14 protein-coding genes and 1 other annotated feature are annotated in these 16206 nt (G+C 39.2%); of the genes, 4 read left to right on the top strand and 10 right to left on the bottom strand.

The window, feature by feature from the left end; translation table 11 throughout:
- Positions 1-50 precede the first annotated feature (50 nt).
- The 5 genes from Q0E20_RS00070 to Q0E20_RS00050 all read right to left on the bottom strand — a co-directional run bounded on the left by Q0E20_RS00070 (position 51) and on the right by Q0E20_RS00050 (position 8557).
- On the bottom strand, positions 51-1331 hold the full coding sequence (locus tag Q0E20_RS00070; protein WP_295994503.1) for an inverse autotransporter beta domain-containing protein: 1281 nt from the start codon (positions 1329-1331) through the stop codon (positions 51-53).
- Positions 1332-1393: 62 nt separating this feature from the next.
- Complete coding sequence (locus Q0E20_RS00065) at positions 1394-2491, bottom strand: inverse autotransporter beta domain-containing protein (RefSeq protein WP_295994501.1); 1098 nt, start codon at positions 2489-2491, stop codon at positions 1394-1396.
- 43 nt (positions 2492-2534) lie between these two features.
- Complete coding sequence (locus Q0E20_RS00060; RefSeq protein ID WP_295994499.1) at positions 2535-3665, bottom strand: inverse autotransporter beta domain-containing protein; 1131 nt, start codon at positions 3663-3665, stop codon at positions 2535-2537.
- A gap of 849 nt (positions 3666-4514) precedes the next feature.
- Positions 4515-7349, bottom strand: coding sequence for an isoleucine--tRNA ligase (gene ileS, locus Q0E20_RS00055; RefSeq protein ID WP_295994496.1), 2835 nt, complete (start codon positions 7347-7349; stop codon positions 4515-4517).
- Positions 7350-7900: 551 nt separating this feature from the next.
- A complete protein-coding gene (locus tag Q0E20_RS00050) occupies positions 7901-8557 on the bottom strand; it encodes a hypothetical protein (RefSeq protein WP_295994493.1) in 657 nt (218 codons plus the stop codon).
- Positions 8558-8679: 122 nt separating this feature from the next.
- On the opposite strand from Q0E20_RS00050, the gene Q0E20_RS00045 reads away from it, so the two are divergent.
- The 4 genes from Q0E20_RS00045 (at position 8680) to Q0E20_RS00030 (ending at position 10547) form a co-directional block, all read left to right on the top strand.
- Entirely contained in the window at positions 8680-8802 is a 123-nt protein-coding gene (locus tag Q0E20_RS00045) for a hypothetical protein (protein ID WP_295994490.1), read from the top strand.
- 101 nt (positions 8803-8903) lie between these two features.
- Positions 8904-9320 (top strand): hypothetical protein, encoded by a 417-nt coding sequence (locus Q0E20_RS00040; RefSeq protein ID WP_295994487.1) that lies wholly within the window; start codon positions 8904-8906, stop codon positions 9318-9320.
- 10 nt (positions 9321-9330) lie between these two features.
- Positions 9331-9930 carry a hypothetical protein gene (locus Q0E20_RS00035; RefSeq protein WP_295994484.1) on the top strand — a complete coding sequence of 200 codons (600 nt, stop codon included), beginning with the start codon at positions 9331-9333 and terminating at the stop codon, positions 9928-9930.
- A gap of 11 nt (positions 9931-9941) precedes the next feature.
- Entirely contained in the window at positions 9942-10547 is a 606-nt protein-coding gene (locus Q0E20_RS00030; protein ID WP_295994481.1) for a hypothetical protein, read from the top strand.
- A gap of 70 nt (positions 10548-10617) precedes the next feature.
- On the opposite strand, the gene Q0E20_RS00025 is transcribed toward Q0E20_RS00030, so the two are convergent.
- The 5 genes from Q0E20_RS00025 to Q0E20_RS00005 form a co-directional block, all read right to left on the bottom strand.
- On the bottom strand, positions 10618-11148 hold the full coding sequence (locus Q0E20_RS00025) for a hypothetical protein (RefSeq protein ID WP_295994478.1): 531 nt from the start codon (positions 11146-11148) through the stop codon (positions 10618-10620).
- A 164-nt stretch (positions 11149-11312) separates the two neighbouring features.
- The gene (gene leuB / locus Q0E20_RS00020) at positions 11313-12383 is read right to left on the bottom strand and encodes a 3-isopropylmalate dehydrogenase (protein ID WP_295994476.1); all 1071 of its coding nucleotides are present in this window, start codon (positions 12381-12383) and stop codon (positions 11313-11315) included.
- Between the two features lie 99 nt (positions 12384-12482).
- Positions 12483-12974, bottom strand: a complete 492-nt coding sequence (locus Q0E20_RS00015; protein WP_295994473.1) for a 3-isopropylmalate dehydratase small subunit — start codon at positions 12972-12974, stop codon at positions 12483-12485.
- 1 nt (position 12975) lies between these two features.
- The gene (gene leuC, locus Q0E20_RS00010; protein ID WP_295994471.1) at positions 12976-14235 is read right to left on the bottom strand and encodes a 3-isopropylmalate dehydratase large subunit; all 1260 of its coding nucleotides are present in this window, start codon (positions 14233-14235) and stop codon (positions 12976-12978) included.
- Between the two features lie 4 nt (positions 14236-14239).
- On the bottom strand, positions 14240-15790 hold the full coding sequence (locus Q0E20_RS00005; RefSeq protein WP_295994468.1) for a 2-isopropylmalate synthase: 1551 nt from the start codon (positions 15788-15790) through the stop codon (positions 14240-14242).
- 59 nt (positions 15791-15849) lie between these two features.
- Positions 15850-16053 (bottom strand) — a binding site (T-box leader).
- Positions 16054-16206: the final 153 nt, after the last annotated feature.

Genomic DNA, 16206 nt, shown 5'->3' with positions numbered 1-16206 from the left:
CTTATAAACCAACATCAGTAACACCATGTTCATAGTATTCTCTGGCCATATTACAATTGATTGATAGGTGCTAAATAATCGTATTCAATATCATCAAAGGATTCTACAATCATATCTTGGCGGCGTACCTTATCTAATATTTTAGAACGAGCAGTAGTAATTCTATTATCACTATGTTTACCACCCCAGAAGGCAAATTTAGATGTACCTAATGTATATTTCACAGTACCATACATACCTTTAGACATATTATTAGCATTGTTATACCCAATATCTAAGGATATATGTGGCGTTAACTGTAATTCAGCACCGATTTTAATTCCCTTATAGTGATTTGCATTCCGCACAGAAAACCATGGAACGGACCAATGGCCCGGACGTCCCCAATTATAATTTTGTTCATGGCCAAAACCTTGCCCCTTCCAGCGATATCCATTTACATAGGCACGAGCCCAACGAGCATTCTTAAAGGATCTAGCAAAACCGATTTCATAGCCACCTAGTGCTCTACCGCCTTTATATGTATAATAATTCTCTGATGGAATAACACCGTATGGACTATCAGGTAAACTAAACCCTTCTGGATAACCATTAGGATATAAGCGTTTAGGGTATGGATTACCACCACCACCTTTTACAAGATCCTTATTACCAAGCCCCCTGTACACATTAGCATATACCTCGTTGAGTCCGTTTACATACTCTACGCCGCCGCTAATGCGATTGTAATTGTCTTTAAAAGCTCGATCTACGAATGCATTGACACCTACATAGGCATGTTCATTTCGGCTCAGACGTCTATATCCAATACCAACAGTACCAATAACCCCTAATGTTTCTGATGATTTTTCATCCGTATTTATTTTAGTGTAACTAGATTGCCCATGCCGATTGATTGTTAATTCAGGGAGAAGGTAACCACGCATTTCTTTCGATGCTATTTTCTCACCGCCACGTCCAATGCGCCCCTGTACAAATAGAACACTTTTACTGTTCTCATCATAATGAGAAATAGGGTGCAATGTTTCTATATAGGATTTCGTTAAATTACCATAATCAGACTGCTTATTATAGATTGAATTTTGGTCATCCGTTAAAAAATGTCCATTATCTAATTGGGACTGGCCTCCGGTCTGTATACCTACAGCAATATCCGTACGGTCCATCCAAGTGGAACGAACAGCATCACGTTTAGACTCATCTATTACTATAGCTTGCTGTGTAGATTCTACACCATTGGTATTATGAACATCTGCTGCAATGTCCGTAGCAGATAGGCTCACAGCCATGGCTCCTAAAACCATGGCTTTCAACATTACATTATTTATCATTATAAGCTCTCCCTCTTACATCAATTCTTACCCCAATGTAATCTCTCTAGATTATATTAATATTACAAATGATCACGTGGTACTACTACCCAATACTCATCATAAGACCTACCTATCATCATAGGACTACGATTTACCTTATCTAGCATTCTAGCACGAGCATTCGTAATGATATCCTCACTATGTTTGCCATTATGCCAAGCAAACTTAGATTTACCCAAAGTATACTTAATAAAACCATAAGCACCGCTAGCATATTTACTATCCGATGTATAACCTAAATCTAGTGATATATGCGGTGTCACTTGTAATGTGGTACCAACTTGCCACCCAGAACTATTACCAAAATCAGAAATCTGCGAAGGTCCACCACTATGTGATGAAATACCAAGTCCCTTCCAATGATAAGCTCCTATATGCACACGAGCCCAGAGAGCATTCTTAAATGAACGAGTATAAGTTATATCATAACCAGATAACACCTTTTGAGACTCAGACACATCGCAATAATAAGTCCCACCATTCAAAGGAAATGGGAAAAAAGGCTCAATCACATTCTTATTATATGATTGAGATTTTATATTTCCAAAATCTCTATATACATTAGCACGAACCTCATTAAGACCAGCCACATATTCTAATCCTCCACTAACTCGATTAGCATTCTCAGAGAAAGCACGATCAACAAATGCATTAATGCCTACATAAGCATGTTCATGTTTACTAAGCTGACGATACCCTAAGCCAATATTACCGACAGTACCTAAAGATTTTGTCTCATCATGTCGTTCTGGATTACGCATTATATCCGCAACACCTAAAGCGGGATTAAATTGATACCACGCTCCAGCACCATCAAAGTAACTAGTTTTATGAGATTGCCCTCCTTTACTACCGATACCACCTTGTACAAAAAGTACAGACTTAGAATTCTCATCATAATGTGTGAGCGGTTGTAGTGTCTCGATAGCAAACTCTGTTTTCACTTTAGATTCTGTCCCCACTACGACATCTGTACGATCCATCCAACTCGATTGCACCGCATCATGCTTTGCTGTATCGCTCACTTGTGGCGCAACATTGGCCGCTCCCACTACAGCACTTGTGCTACACACTATGGCCCCCATAACCATAGATGTTAATACTAACTTATATTTCATTACGAAACTCCTTTCCTTTTAGTTTTATAAATTATCATCAATTTTATAAGTGATCATTAGGTCTTACATACCAATCTTCTTCATATGTATGGCCTATTGTTAACGGACTACGCTCTATCTTATCTAACATTCTAGCACGAGCATTTGTAATAGCATCATCACTATGTTTGCCACCATGCCAAGCAAACTTAGATGTCCCCAATGTATACTTAACAAATCCATAGGCACCACTAGCATACTTACTATCCGAAGTATAGCCTACATCTAGCGATACATGTGGTGTTACTTGTAACGTAGCTCCTGCTTTCCATCCATGATTGTGACCAACTTCAAGGGACTTCAATAATGCATCAGTATGGTTAAGAACACTACGACCGTTCCAATGATATGCCCCAACATAAGCACGAGCCCAACGAGCATTTTTAAAGGTATGAGCGTAACTTATATCATACCCAGTCATGGTCTTTTGAGTCTTAAATACCGTATAGTTAGCTGGCGCCCCATTCAAATCAAATGTAAAATAGTCCGGAGATAACCGTACCAAATATGATTCAGGGTTTGCATCCCCTAATCCTCTATACACATTAGCGCGGACTTCGTTAAGACCAGATACATATTCTAATCCCCCACTTACACGATTAGCATTCTCGGAAAAGGCACGATCCACAAAGGCATTAAGACCTACATAAGCATGTTCATTCTTACTAAGATGGCGATACCCTATACCAATATTAGCTACAGCACCTACCGTTTTAGTATTTTCATATTTTTCTGCTATAATCCGTTGATCACCTTTACCAGTAACAGGATTATAAGGATACCAAAAGCCTTCAAAACCATGGAAATAACTAACAGACTGCTCTTGACCACCTCTACCGATACCACCTTGTACAAAGAGTACGAACTTAGAATTCTCATCATAATGAGTTAATGGTTGCAATGTGTCCATAGATACTTGCATACCGGTCTTAGCTTGTGCCCCTACCTTAATGTCGGTACGATCCATCCAGTTAGAATGGAGAGCATCCTGTGTATCTGTTCGTTGTACATTTTGTTGTGTGTTATCTAAAGCTTGTATATGCTGAGCATCTACATCCGCTGCAAAGCCTACAGCACTAATTGAACAAGCTATGGCACCAAGAACCATAGCTTTTACCACTAATATTCTTTTCATTTCTCTCATTCTCTCTTTATTACGTTTTTAGACGACAATTCATCTATAATTCATTTTTATTATATGTATATTTTTAGATATAATCAATAAAAGTACTTATATTTAAACCAATAATAAATATCGTTTAAACATTAAAATTGTATGTTTTTACATGCTAATATACAAAAAATAGACATAAAGAAAAACCCTCAAAGCTAAGTATATATACTTAAACTTTGAGGGTTTATGAGGGTTTTGTAGACTTTATTATTTAAATAAAGGCAATAATGCGTTTACCAAACCAGTAAGAGCAGTCATAACAGCTTTAATGATTGTTACTACCATTGCATATTCCTCCTTCTCATATACTCATTTACTAAACTAACTATAAATATCATAAACAAGTTTGTTAATCTTAACATGAAACGAGTAGATTTTTACACATAAAGGTTTCATGAGGAAAAACAGACGATAACAATTATCATCATATATTCAAGGAAAACGGTAGTATGCAATGAATTCATAAATCTAAAAAAATTCTTAATTTTTTGCTCGTTCTTGTATCAATTGGCCAATCACATGTGCCCGATCCATGCCAAACTCTGGTTCTACTAATTGATTATATCTATGTTCTACAATCTCCATACAACAATTAATAATACCACAGATTGATTGAAATACAGAAAAATGGCCCCTTTAGAAGGCGACTTTTGGCCTTCCCCACGAAAGGTCCTATAATAGAGAACGTAGTTTTGGGACTAATAAAAATATCCCCTTCGAGAAGTGACTTTGGCTAGACCGCTAGGTCGTTAAAGCCGGTGGAGCTTATCGGAGGGGATATTTTTTATATTGTGTTAAAATAAGTCGCTATTATAGAGCTTTCACTGCTTCTGCACAGCAATGGCAAAGTGTAGGGTATTCGCTATCTTGACCTACTGTATCAAGGTGGCACCAGCAGCGTTCACATTTTTTAAATTTAGATGGAGCAACTACTGTAGCTACGCCTGTTTCTTCGTCTTTTACAGCCTCTGCTGGTGCAGTGCCATTAACGATGTGAGCTTCGGATACGATAACAAGTTTAGCTAAGCTTTCTTCACCAAGAGCGTTCAATGCGTCGAATGCAGCGCCTTCAGCATATACTGTAACGGATGCATCCAATGGGTGACCGATTGTTTTGTTTTGACGAGCAAGTTCCAATGCTTTTTGTACGGATGTACGCAAGTCTAACAATTGGTTCCATTTATCAGCCAAAGCTTGGTTGAAGTGTTCAGGATGACCTTGTGGCCAATCTTGAAGCATAACAGATTCAGGCATGCCGTCTTCTTTAGGCATGTATTTCCAAACTTCTTCAGCTGTGAAGGAAAGTACTGGGGATACCATAGCCACTAATGTTTTCAAGATTTCGTACATTGCTGTTTGAGCTGAACGACGAGCTACGCTGTTTTGGGTTTCAGTATACATAGTACCTTTCATTACATCAAGGTAGATGGAGCTCAAGTCTACTGTACAGAAGTTATGAATTGCATGATATAACATGTGGAATTCATAGTTTTCGTATGCATCAGTAACCTTTTGACGTACTTCTTCTAAGCGCAACAAGGCCCATTTATCGAATTCGGACAAATCTGCATACGCCACTTTATCGGTGTTTGGATTGAAGTCATCCAAGTTACCAAGCAAGAAACGGAATGTATTACGGATCTTACGATATACTTCAGATAATTGTTTTATGATGTCTTTGGACAAACGTACGTCTGCTTGATAATCCGCAGAGGATACCCACAAACGCATAACATCAGCACCATATACATCGATGATGTCGCTAGGTGCTACTGTATTACCTACAGATTTAGACATTTTGCGACCTTCGCCGTCCACAACGAAGCCGTGAGTCAATACAGAGTTGTATGGTGCATGACCAGTTGTTGCTACTGCCGTTAACAAGGAAGAGTTGAACCAGCCGCGATGTTGGTCAGAACCTTCAAGGTACATCGCACATGGTACGTCTAAGCCGTTAACTTCAAGTACGCCAGACCAAGAAGAACCAGAGTCAAACCATACGTCCATGATATCTGTTTCTTTTTTGAACTCATCATGACCACAATGAGGACATGTGAAACCTTCTGGCAATAATTCTTTTGCACTATGAGCCCACCAAGCATCGGATCCTTCTACGGCTACTTTTTCTTGCAATGCCTTAATAGTATCATCGTTGATAATATGTTCGCCACAGCTTTCACAATAGTAAATAGGAATTGGCACGCCCCAAATACGTTGACGAGAAATTACCCAGTCACCACGGTCACGAACCATGTTATAAATACGATCATGACCCCATTTAGGAATCCATTGTACTTGATTATCGATAGCATCAAGTGCTTGTTGACGGTACCCATCTACAGAGGAGAACCATTGTTCTGTAGCACGGTAGATGACAGGGTTTTTACAACGCCAGCAGTGAGCGTATTGGTGACGCAAGCTAGATTTATGAAGCAATGCATTATTGTGTGCCAAAATTTTAATAACAGGCACTTCTGCATCATGGATTTCTACGCCAGCCAATGGGAATTCAGTATCGCCATAACGATTGTCGTCGACTTGTTTCGTGTAGTTACCAGTTTCATTAACAAGAGATACGATAGGAAGTTCAGTTTTGCCTTCCTTGTTATAACGCATAACGATGTTAAAGTCGTCTTCACCATGTGCAGGAGCTGTATGTACGCAACCAGTACCAGCTTCAAGTGTTACATGGTCACCACACAATACTGTGGCATTACGTTCAACAAATGGATGTTTGAATTCAGCCAATTCTAAATCTGCACCAGAGAAGCGATTTACGATTTCGTAATCGTCAATACCGATATCTTTCATAGCTGCTTCAACAAGCCCAGTAGCCATCAAGTAATATTCTTCGCCTACTTTTACCCAACCATATTCAAGTTCAGGGTTGACGGAAATTGCTACGTTGGCAGGCATTGTCCAAGGAGTAGTTGTCCAGATAACAGCATATGCTTGTTTTGGATCTACGCCAGCTGGCAATGTCACTTTTTTCTCGGATACGTAAGGGAATTTTACGTAAATGGAGAAGGATTTTTTCTCAGCGTATTCGATTTCTGCTTCTGCCAATGCAGTTTCACAGTGAGTACACCAGTATACAGTTTTAAGACCTTTGTAGATATGTCCGCGTTTTGCCATTTCGCCGAAGATGCCAAGTTGTTTTACTTCGAACTCTGGACGCAATGTCAAATAAGGACGATCCCATTCACCTAATACACCAAAACGAATGAAGTCTTGTTTTTGAGTTTCTACGCATTCTAATGCATATTCCTTACATTTGTTGCGCAAGTCCAATGGTGCCATTTCATGACGGTTAAGGCCAGTGTTTTTAATAACCGCATGTTCAATAGGTAAACCATGTGTATCCCAACCAGGAATATAACGAGTATAGTGACCAGTCATAGTCTTATATTTCATGATGATGTCCTTCAACGTTTTGTTGAGGGCATGACCGATATGCAATTTACCGTTCGCATATGGAGGGCCATCATGCAAAATGAAAGGTTTTGCGTCTTTACGCAATTCCAAACGTTTTTGATAAATTTTGTTGTCTTCCCAGAACTTTAAGATTTCTGGTTCGCGCTTAGGCAAATTGCCGCGCATTGGAAATTCTGTTTCAGGCAAATGTAACGTCTTACCGTAATCCATGATGTGCTCCTTTTACATAAAAAAATCGCCCGCCCCCGAAGGGACGGACGTAATATCCGTGGTACCACCCTACTGACCTTCTGTGAAAGCTAGATGCCATCTCGCGTCTGCGAATGACTATGCTTCATTTTGTGAAAGCCACTTAAACATATAACGGTGTTCACCGGCAGGGTTCCTGCTTGCTCCAAAGTGATCCGCACATCTCTAGATTTCCAAACCTTTCAGCCCATGAGTTTAGTCTCTACTAAATCCGTCTGAGACGTGCCGTCTTTTTCAACGCAATATTCATATAATAGATAATTATAGGGCCCATAAGGGTAGGTTGTCAACTAGGAAACCATACCTCTTATTAGTACATATGCATGCAAAACAATGTAAATAATTCGGAACGGTATAAGAAAACCCCATACAAAGTATGGGGGTCAACTGAGACAACCGAGAGACGAACATTCCGTCCTTTAATGTCTCTAAGACGTTATCTGTAAATAGAGTATATCAATTAAATTTTATTAATGTCAATCAAGTAACGCAAAACAAAATACACTATCTAATTAAATCCTATCAAACCCATCATATGGCAAGTCATATGTCTTATAATCATAGCCGGTAATCCGCCACATCTTATTATCCATTTGAGTCATCTCTATCGGAAATACTTTAGTTTCATTAGTCTTAGTATCCAATGCACGAATTTCTATATTAACAACTCCATTGTTCCTATTTTTCTCTTCTATAGAAATTAATTCATATCGGCCTACCTCTTTTAACGTTTGCAAATTATCTTTAAATGGATCTTTAGGGTCAGGTCTATGTGGTATATGACTTTTTAAATCTTGGTTAAGTAATACCTCTTTTACATCTAAATAATAATTATCAATTGCTGTAAACAGCAACGCTTCTCCAAGGTTCAAAATCTTAGTTTCTCCTTTTGAATTAGTTTGAGATATATTCCGCCCATCAGATTCTTTCAACAGTTTTTCAATATACGGATCAAACACCTTATGTAAAATACCTTCACCATCAACCATCGCAAAAAATGTATCTGTATCACCATCCTGAATCGCTTTATAAATTACTCGAAGAGAATATTCTGGGGACTGCTTATACACAAATTGATAATACAGTCCATATCCAGCACCTACAAGTATACCAATCACTACTACAATACTCAGCACACCCTTAACAATTCCAAACTGTTTAAATTTCATTAACATTTCATCGTTCCTTTCAACTACATATATTGCCTAGGTTTATCTAATTAATGTACAATATAGCATAACTAGCATTTTATAGATAGTTTAAATTTTGTAGTTTGAAAGAGAGGACTATTATGAGACGATTATGCCTTATGATTCTAAGTCTATGTATGTTAGTGTTATCTGGGTGTGCCACAATTAACTCAAATATCACAATTAAAAATGATGGTAGTGGTGTACCTGGGATGCAACCGTAAATTCCCAATCAGGTCCATTAGAAAAGAAAACCATTACCGATGCATTAACCAAAAACAATGTACAAAACTATACATTAAAAGCACCTAATGCAGAAGGAAAAATGCAAACAGTCGAAGAATCAGACACAACATCTCGCCCCGTCTGGAAAGTAGAAGTAAAATTTGCCAATGGCACTGAATTAGAACAAATGCGTAATGCTATTACAAGCCAATTTACAGGAAAATCTAAGGAGCCTGCTTTACAAAAAACGGCTGACGATGCATATATTATAGATTTAGGTACGGCTGCCGGCCAAACTAATATTACTGTAGATGGCGATATTATTAAAGAGAGCGTACAAGATGGTGCCATTAAAGGAAATACAGTAACCTTCCCTGAAAATAGTAAAATCCATTTCACCTTCAAGCCAAGTCATAGTTGGTTGCTCTATGGAGGGATTGCTCTTGTAATCATCATCGTAGGTGGTGCTGGTTATTGGTTCTATTTACGTCGTAAATACTATGGTGACGCTGCCTAAGGAGACTACTATGAAAAGAAACATTTTAATTGGGTTACTACTAGCTTTTATGATGATGCTCATCACAGCATGTGGTAGCACTGGTAATGATGCTAGCAAGTTTGAAGGCACTTGGATTGCTTTTGATAAAAATAAAGGTGTCTCTGAGTTAAAAGTAGAAAGCTTAAATAAACAAGCTATTGTTTCTTTAACCAACTATAACTATAAAGCTTTGATGGATTCCTCCTCAAGCGGAATTTTCGATGCACGAATGCTTCGAAAAACTGGAGAAACAGTACCTGTTCACGCTGACTATCTTTTACAGAGAAAGAATGGAGTTATATACAATGTAGTTGGCAATGTGTCGAATAATCGTATAACGCTAAATAAAGACAACACAAATATGTCTATTTTATACAATGAAAAAGATGATACATTAATTATCGAAGATATTGTATTCCATAAGCAATCTGACGATAATTCGGTAAAAACATATTTACCAAAAATGCAAGATGCTATAAAAAATAGTAACATCGAAAATAACAAAGAATATATGAAAGATTCAATTCAAAAACCAACAATTCAATTTGATTTCTCGTTTGATGATTCTATTTTAGATGGTGCACAATAAGGAGGTTTACGATGAAGAATATATTAAAACTCAGCCTGCTTATAATTGCGCTTATAGCTCTATTAATCACATCTGGTTGTGGTAAAAATACATTTGAAGGTACTTGGGTTGGTTATGACGGAGATAAGACAATGTACAAACTATCCGTTCAAGAAAACGGGGACTCTTATCTCATCACCGAAGATGCTTACACCTATGAACCAGAAAAAGGTTATCCTATGCCAACTAGTTATTTCCTATCCTTTATCCTTAATGAAGCAAAGCCTAAAGATGTTACATTTGATATAAATTTTGTACTTACTAAACAAAAGTCAGACTTATCTAGTGCTACAGCTCAACTCAACAAGGATAAAGATCAATTGATTGTAGGTAAAGGTCTTGGTAACATTTATTTTATTGAAAAAGATAATTCTTTGTTATTCAACGGTATCCGCTTTAAAAAGGAAACGTCTCAAGACGTTACTGATACTATTTTAAAACAACTACAATTCGCCATGAATCAAGAGTTAAAAATAGAATATCACAAATACGGAAAACGTGGTCTCAATAAATCAACAGACCATGTTACATTAGGCAAAATCACTTTTGACGATAGTGCTTTAACAGACAATAAATAATAAAATGTGCCCCCATACATTAATCTGTATGGGGGCACATTTTATTTACAGTGATGCCTCAATTCAGAATCTATTCAATGATAGATTTTGGTATGGCCTTGTAGATATACAAGGAAATATATCCATCAACCATACTATGCACAAAAGCGCCGCCTCCAACGAGGACGAATACAACGTACATCAAATCGATATTCGGTAATGTAGTAGTTGTATAGAATAGTAAGCATGCAACAACTTCACCAATAGCATGAATGATAGCGCACACAAAGTTAAAAGTCAAAAAAGAAAGAGCATTTGATAATACTTCCATGTGATTTTTAAGATACCAAGCGCCGAACAAAGCAAAAAAGATATGTGTTGCTGCACGCATAACAATAATAAGAGGAAATCCTGCTACAAAGAATCCTAACGTGGATCCAATAACTACACAAGCCGCCGATTTACGTGATAAAAACATAGCCAAAAAGATTGGCACATGGCTGGCCACTGTATAAGAAGCCGGTGGTATGACGACTTTCAATGGCATTACGATAGGTATCATAATTGCTAAAGCCATTAATAACGCAGTAATAGTGAGATTTCTGTAAATAGTTGATTTCATGGTAAACACCTCATTCTAAAACTATACTAAATACAAACTAAAAAATACCTCACCAAATGCGATGCAATGTCGTAAGCGTTCTTTTACCGCACATGATATAGGATCATGCATCTGACTATATGACAGAAATCAGAGAACTAGTCAAGATGCACGGCCTTACATGACTACAAACGTTCAATAACAGCTTGTGCCATTTCTGTCGTACCCACACGTTTTAAACCGTCGCGATAGATATCGCCTGTGCGATAACCATCAACGAGAACTTGTTCAACAGCCTTTTCAATAGCGTCAGCCACTTGAGGTAAATCAAGGGAGTGACGGCACATCATAGCAGCGGACAAGATTGTACCCAATGGATTTGCCAAATTTTGGCCCATAATATCTGGTGCAGAACCGTGGATTGGTTCATATAATGCTGTACCAGTCCCCATAGATGCGGATGGTAAAAGCCCAATAGAGCCAGAGATAACAGCACCTTCATCGGACAAGATATCGCCAAATAAGTTAGTTGTAACGATTACATCAAACTGTGCAGGATTAACAACGAGTTGCATCGCTGTATTATCTACATAGAAGTAATCAGTCGCAATATCTGGGTTAGCCGTTGCTTTCTCTTGAGCAATTTTACGCCATAAACGAGAAGAAGCTAATACATTAGCTTTATCTACAGATACAACCTTTTTATTGCGTTTACGAGCAGTCTCCATAGCAATATCCATGATACGCTCTACTTCGTAACGGCTATATGTTTCTTTATCCCAAGCAAACTCATTAGCACCTTCACCTTGTGCCTCTTCGCGTTCACCAAAATAAATACCACCAGTTAACTCACGAACGATAACAAAATCTACATCTTGTACCAGTTCCTTTTTAAGTGGAGAATATTCTTGCAAGGATGGATAAATTTTAACGGGACGCAAGTTACAGAACAGACCTAACTCCTTTCGAAGGCCAAGAATTGCCTTTTCAGGACGAATAGAAGGATCTACATTATCCCATTTAGGACCACCTACAGCACCAAGCAATACCGCATCAGCCTTTTTACAAGCCTCAATAGTATCCTCAGTCAAAGGCACACCATATGCATCAATAGACGCACCGCCCGCTTTTTTATCAATCCAATTAACCTTTACACCGGCTTTATCAAAAGCCACATCACATACAGCCTTCGCTGCTGCAATAATTTCAGTACCGATACCATCACCAGGAATCAATACGATATTTTTTTCGCTCATTCTTATTTCCTCATATACTACATTCATCCGAGGCAAGGTGAAGTCCTAAAGCTCCAGCTAGCTGGAGCGTCAGAGCATCACCGAGGCTCGGCTACGTGCTTATTTGCGATGTTTCGCAAAGTTTACAAGACCTCCTGCTGCCGCAATATCTTGAATGAATTGTGGCAACTCAGTGCCTTGGTATTGTTCGTTTTTAATCAAGTTGTACACGATGCCTTTGGACAAGTCTACACCAATAGCATCGCCTGCATCGATACGATCTACTTGATCACCAATTTCAATAACTGGTAAGCCAATATTGATAGCATTACGGAAGAAGATACGTGCAAAGGAGTGTGCTACAATAACAGGCACGCCTTTTGCTTTTATAACGCCTGGTGCGTGTTCACGAGAGGAACCGCAACCAAAGTTTTTGCCAGCTACCATGATTTCGCCAGCTTTCACATTAGGAGCGAAGGTTGTATCAATATCTTCCATCGCATGTTCAGCCAATTCGTTCCAATCAGCAATCGCTAAGTAACGAGCTGGAATGATTACGTCTGTATCTACATCGTCGCCATAGCGCCAGATTTTTTTACTTTCAAAATCCATATTAAACCTCCTCAGGGCCTGCAATGCGGCCTAATACAGCACTTGCTGCCGCCACGTAAGGGCTTGCCAAATATACTTCAGAATCAACGTGACCCATACGACCACGGAAGTTACGATTTGTAGTAGAAACAGTTCTTTCACCAGCTGCCATGATACCCATGTAACCACCAAGGCAAGGACCACATGTTGGCGTGGATACAGCACAATCTGCTTGAATGAAGATATCCAACAAACCATCTTTCATCGCTTGGTCGTATACATCTTGAGAACCAGGAATTACAATACAACGAACGAATGGGGCCACCTTACGACCTTTGAAGATTTCCGCAGCTGCCACTAAGTCCTCATAACGTCCATTTGTACAAGAACCGATAATAACTTGATCGATTTTGATATCTTTGTCGATTTCATTGATGTAATGCGTATTGGATGGTAAATGAGGGAATGCCACAACTGGTTGCAATTTAGCCAAGTCAATTGTCACTGTTTGGGCATACACCGCATCAGGGTCAGCATTAATAGGTTCTACAGGACGGTTTACGCGACCTTTGATATAGGCTTCAGTGATTTCATCATAAGGGAACACGCCACATTTACCGCCCGCTTCGATAGCCATGTTACAGATGGTAAAACGGTCAGCCATAGTCATATGTTGTACGCCTTCACCACCGAATTCAAGGGCCATGTAACGAGCGCCGTCTACGCCGATTTTACCGATTAAATCAAGGATTACGTCTTTACCAGTTACCCATTTGTTAGGTTTGCCGATAAGTTCAACCTTAATTGTTTCAGGTACTTTGAACCAAGTTTTACCTTCTGCCATAGCAACGCCCGCATCCGTGGATCCTACGCCTGTGGAGAATGCATTTACCGCACCATATGTACAAGTGTGAGAGTCAGCACCAATCATCATTTCCCCAGGACCGATAAGGCCTTTTTCTGGCAAAATAACGTGCTCAATACCCATTCTACCGACTTCAAAGTAGTTTGTAATGCCATGTTCACGTACAAAATCGCGCATGACTTTCGCTTGTGTAGCAGATTGAATATCTTTATTTGGTGTGAAATGGTCAGGCACCAAGTAGATTTTATGACGGTCAAATACAGGCTTTTCAATCTTTTTAAATTCACGAAGCGCTGGTGGGAATGTGATGTCATTCATCAACACAGCATCCAAGTGACACTCAATGATTTGGCCTGGTTTTACCACATCAAGACCTGCGTGGCGAGCCATGTTCTTTTCAGTAATGGTCATACCCATAATATTATTCTTCCTCCTGTTGTTCTAGCTCCATAGCTAGGAAAATAGAATTAACTGCATTAATATATGCATTTACACTTGATTTAACGATATCGGTGCTGATACCACGACCGTGGTAAATGCGCCCTTTATATTCAACCTTGAGGGTTGCTTCCCCAAGAGCATCCTTGCCGGCTGTGATGGCACGGATTTGATAATCTTTCAAACTAATTGGCAAGCCCACCACACGTTCAACCGCTTTAAGGGAGGCATCTACAGGGCCATCGCCTACCGCAGCATCGGCTCTTTCACCTTCTGGCGTATTGAGGCGAACATCAGCATACGCATAACCTTTTTCACCCAATTTGTAGTATTGAGCAACAAGCTCGTAGGCTTTCTTGTGATCCATGTGTTCCACAACAATAGCGATGATATCATCATCGTATACATGTTTTTTCTTATCTGCCAAATCTTTAAATTTAGCAAACAATTCATTGATTTTTTCTTCTGTGAAAGTTTGATGGAATCCCAAGTTTTTCAAATGGTCTTCGAAGGCATGACGGCCAGAGTGTTTACCAAGGACGATACTTGTCTTTTCAGCACCTACAGATTCAGGCGTCATGATTTCATATGTTTCAGGGTTGCTCATCATACCATGTTGGTGAATACCAGATTCATGAGCAAATGCGTTAGAACCAACAATAGCTTTATTTGGAGGAACTGCCACGCCTGTTAAGCGGCTTACCAATTTAGACAATTTTGTAAATTGTTTTGTATCGATGTTCACTTGTAAGTCGTGGAAATAGTCATGACGTGTTTTAAGAGACATCACAACCTCTTCGATACCCACGTTACCGGCACGTTCACCAAGACCATTAACTGTACATTCTACTTGGCGAGCACCAGCTTCGATAGCAGCCAAGGAGTTAGCATTTGCAAGACCAAGGTCATCATGGCAGTGAACGGAAATGATGGCATTTTCAATACCTGGTGTATGTTCTTTGATGTAACGAATCTTAGATGCGAACTCTTGTGGCATCATGTAACCTACTGTATCTGGTACATTAAGGATAGTAGCACCACCAGCAATAGCTACACCGAACACTTCGCACAAGAAATCCATATCTGTACGAGATGCATCTTCGCCAGAGAACTCGATTTCATCAAACTTGCCTTTAGCAAATTCCAAAATGGATTTTACCTTTTCTAGGACTTGTTCTCGTGTCATTTTCAATTTGTATTTCATGTGAATTTCGGACGTAGCGATGAACACATGCAAACGACTACGTTCAGCATCTTTCAATGCTTCAGCTACCTTTTGCACGTCCTTTTCATTGGCACGAGCCAAACCACAAATCGTAGCACCCTGTACTTCACGAGCAATCGTTTGCACCGCTTCAAAATCCCCAGGAGATGCGGCAGGGAAACCAGCTTCAATAACATCAATACCAAGGCGTACGAGACCTTTCGCAATCTCTACCTTTTCTGGTGTGCGAAGTGCAACGCCCGGTGTTTGTTCCCCATCACGAAGGGTTGTATCAAAGAAATATACGCGATTTTGATCCATAATTTCCACCTTTTTCTTATCATTATTTAACAGTATAAAAAAAGCCCCTCAGAACAACAATCGTTGCTCAAAGGGGCGTTATATTCATAACACGGTACCACCCTAATTGGGACTCGTTTTGGGTATAACGGAACCACCGTCGATGACTACTGCTGTATTCGCCACCAAAGCTCACGGGAGAGTGTCAGCGTACAACCTCTATTGCCTCGCACCAACCGGCAACTCTCTGAAAGCAGGATTTGTAAACCTTTATACCCATTCATAGCTCATATTTAAGATATAAGGATATTGTACTGTATTCTATAGAGTTATGTCAATTAGGATATGATGAAGTTTTACTGAGTCAATATAGTACAACGATAAACGCCTAACGTATAGAGGAGTGCATTCCTCTAACACGTTAGGCGCCATCATAGTTTTATCAA

Source organism: uncultured Veillonella sp. (genome assembly GCF_934230905.1).
Taxonomy (GTDB): Bacteria; Bacillota; Negativicutes; order Veillonellales; family Veillonellaceae; genus Veillonella.
This window is presented reverse-complemented; position numbering and strand designations above follow the sequence as displayed.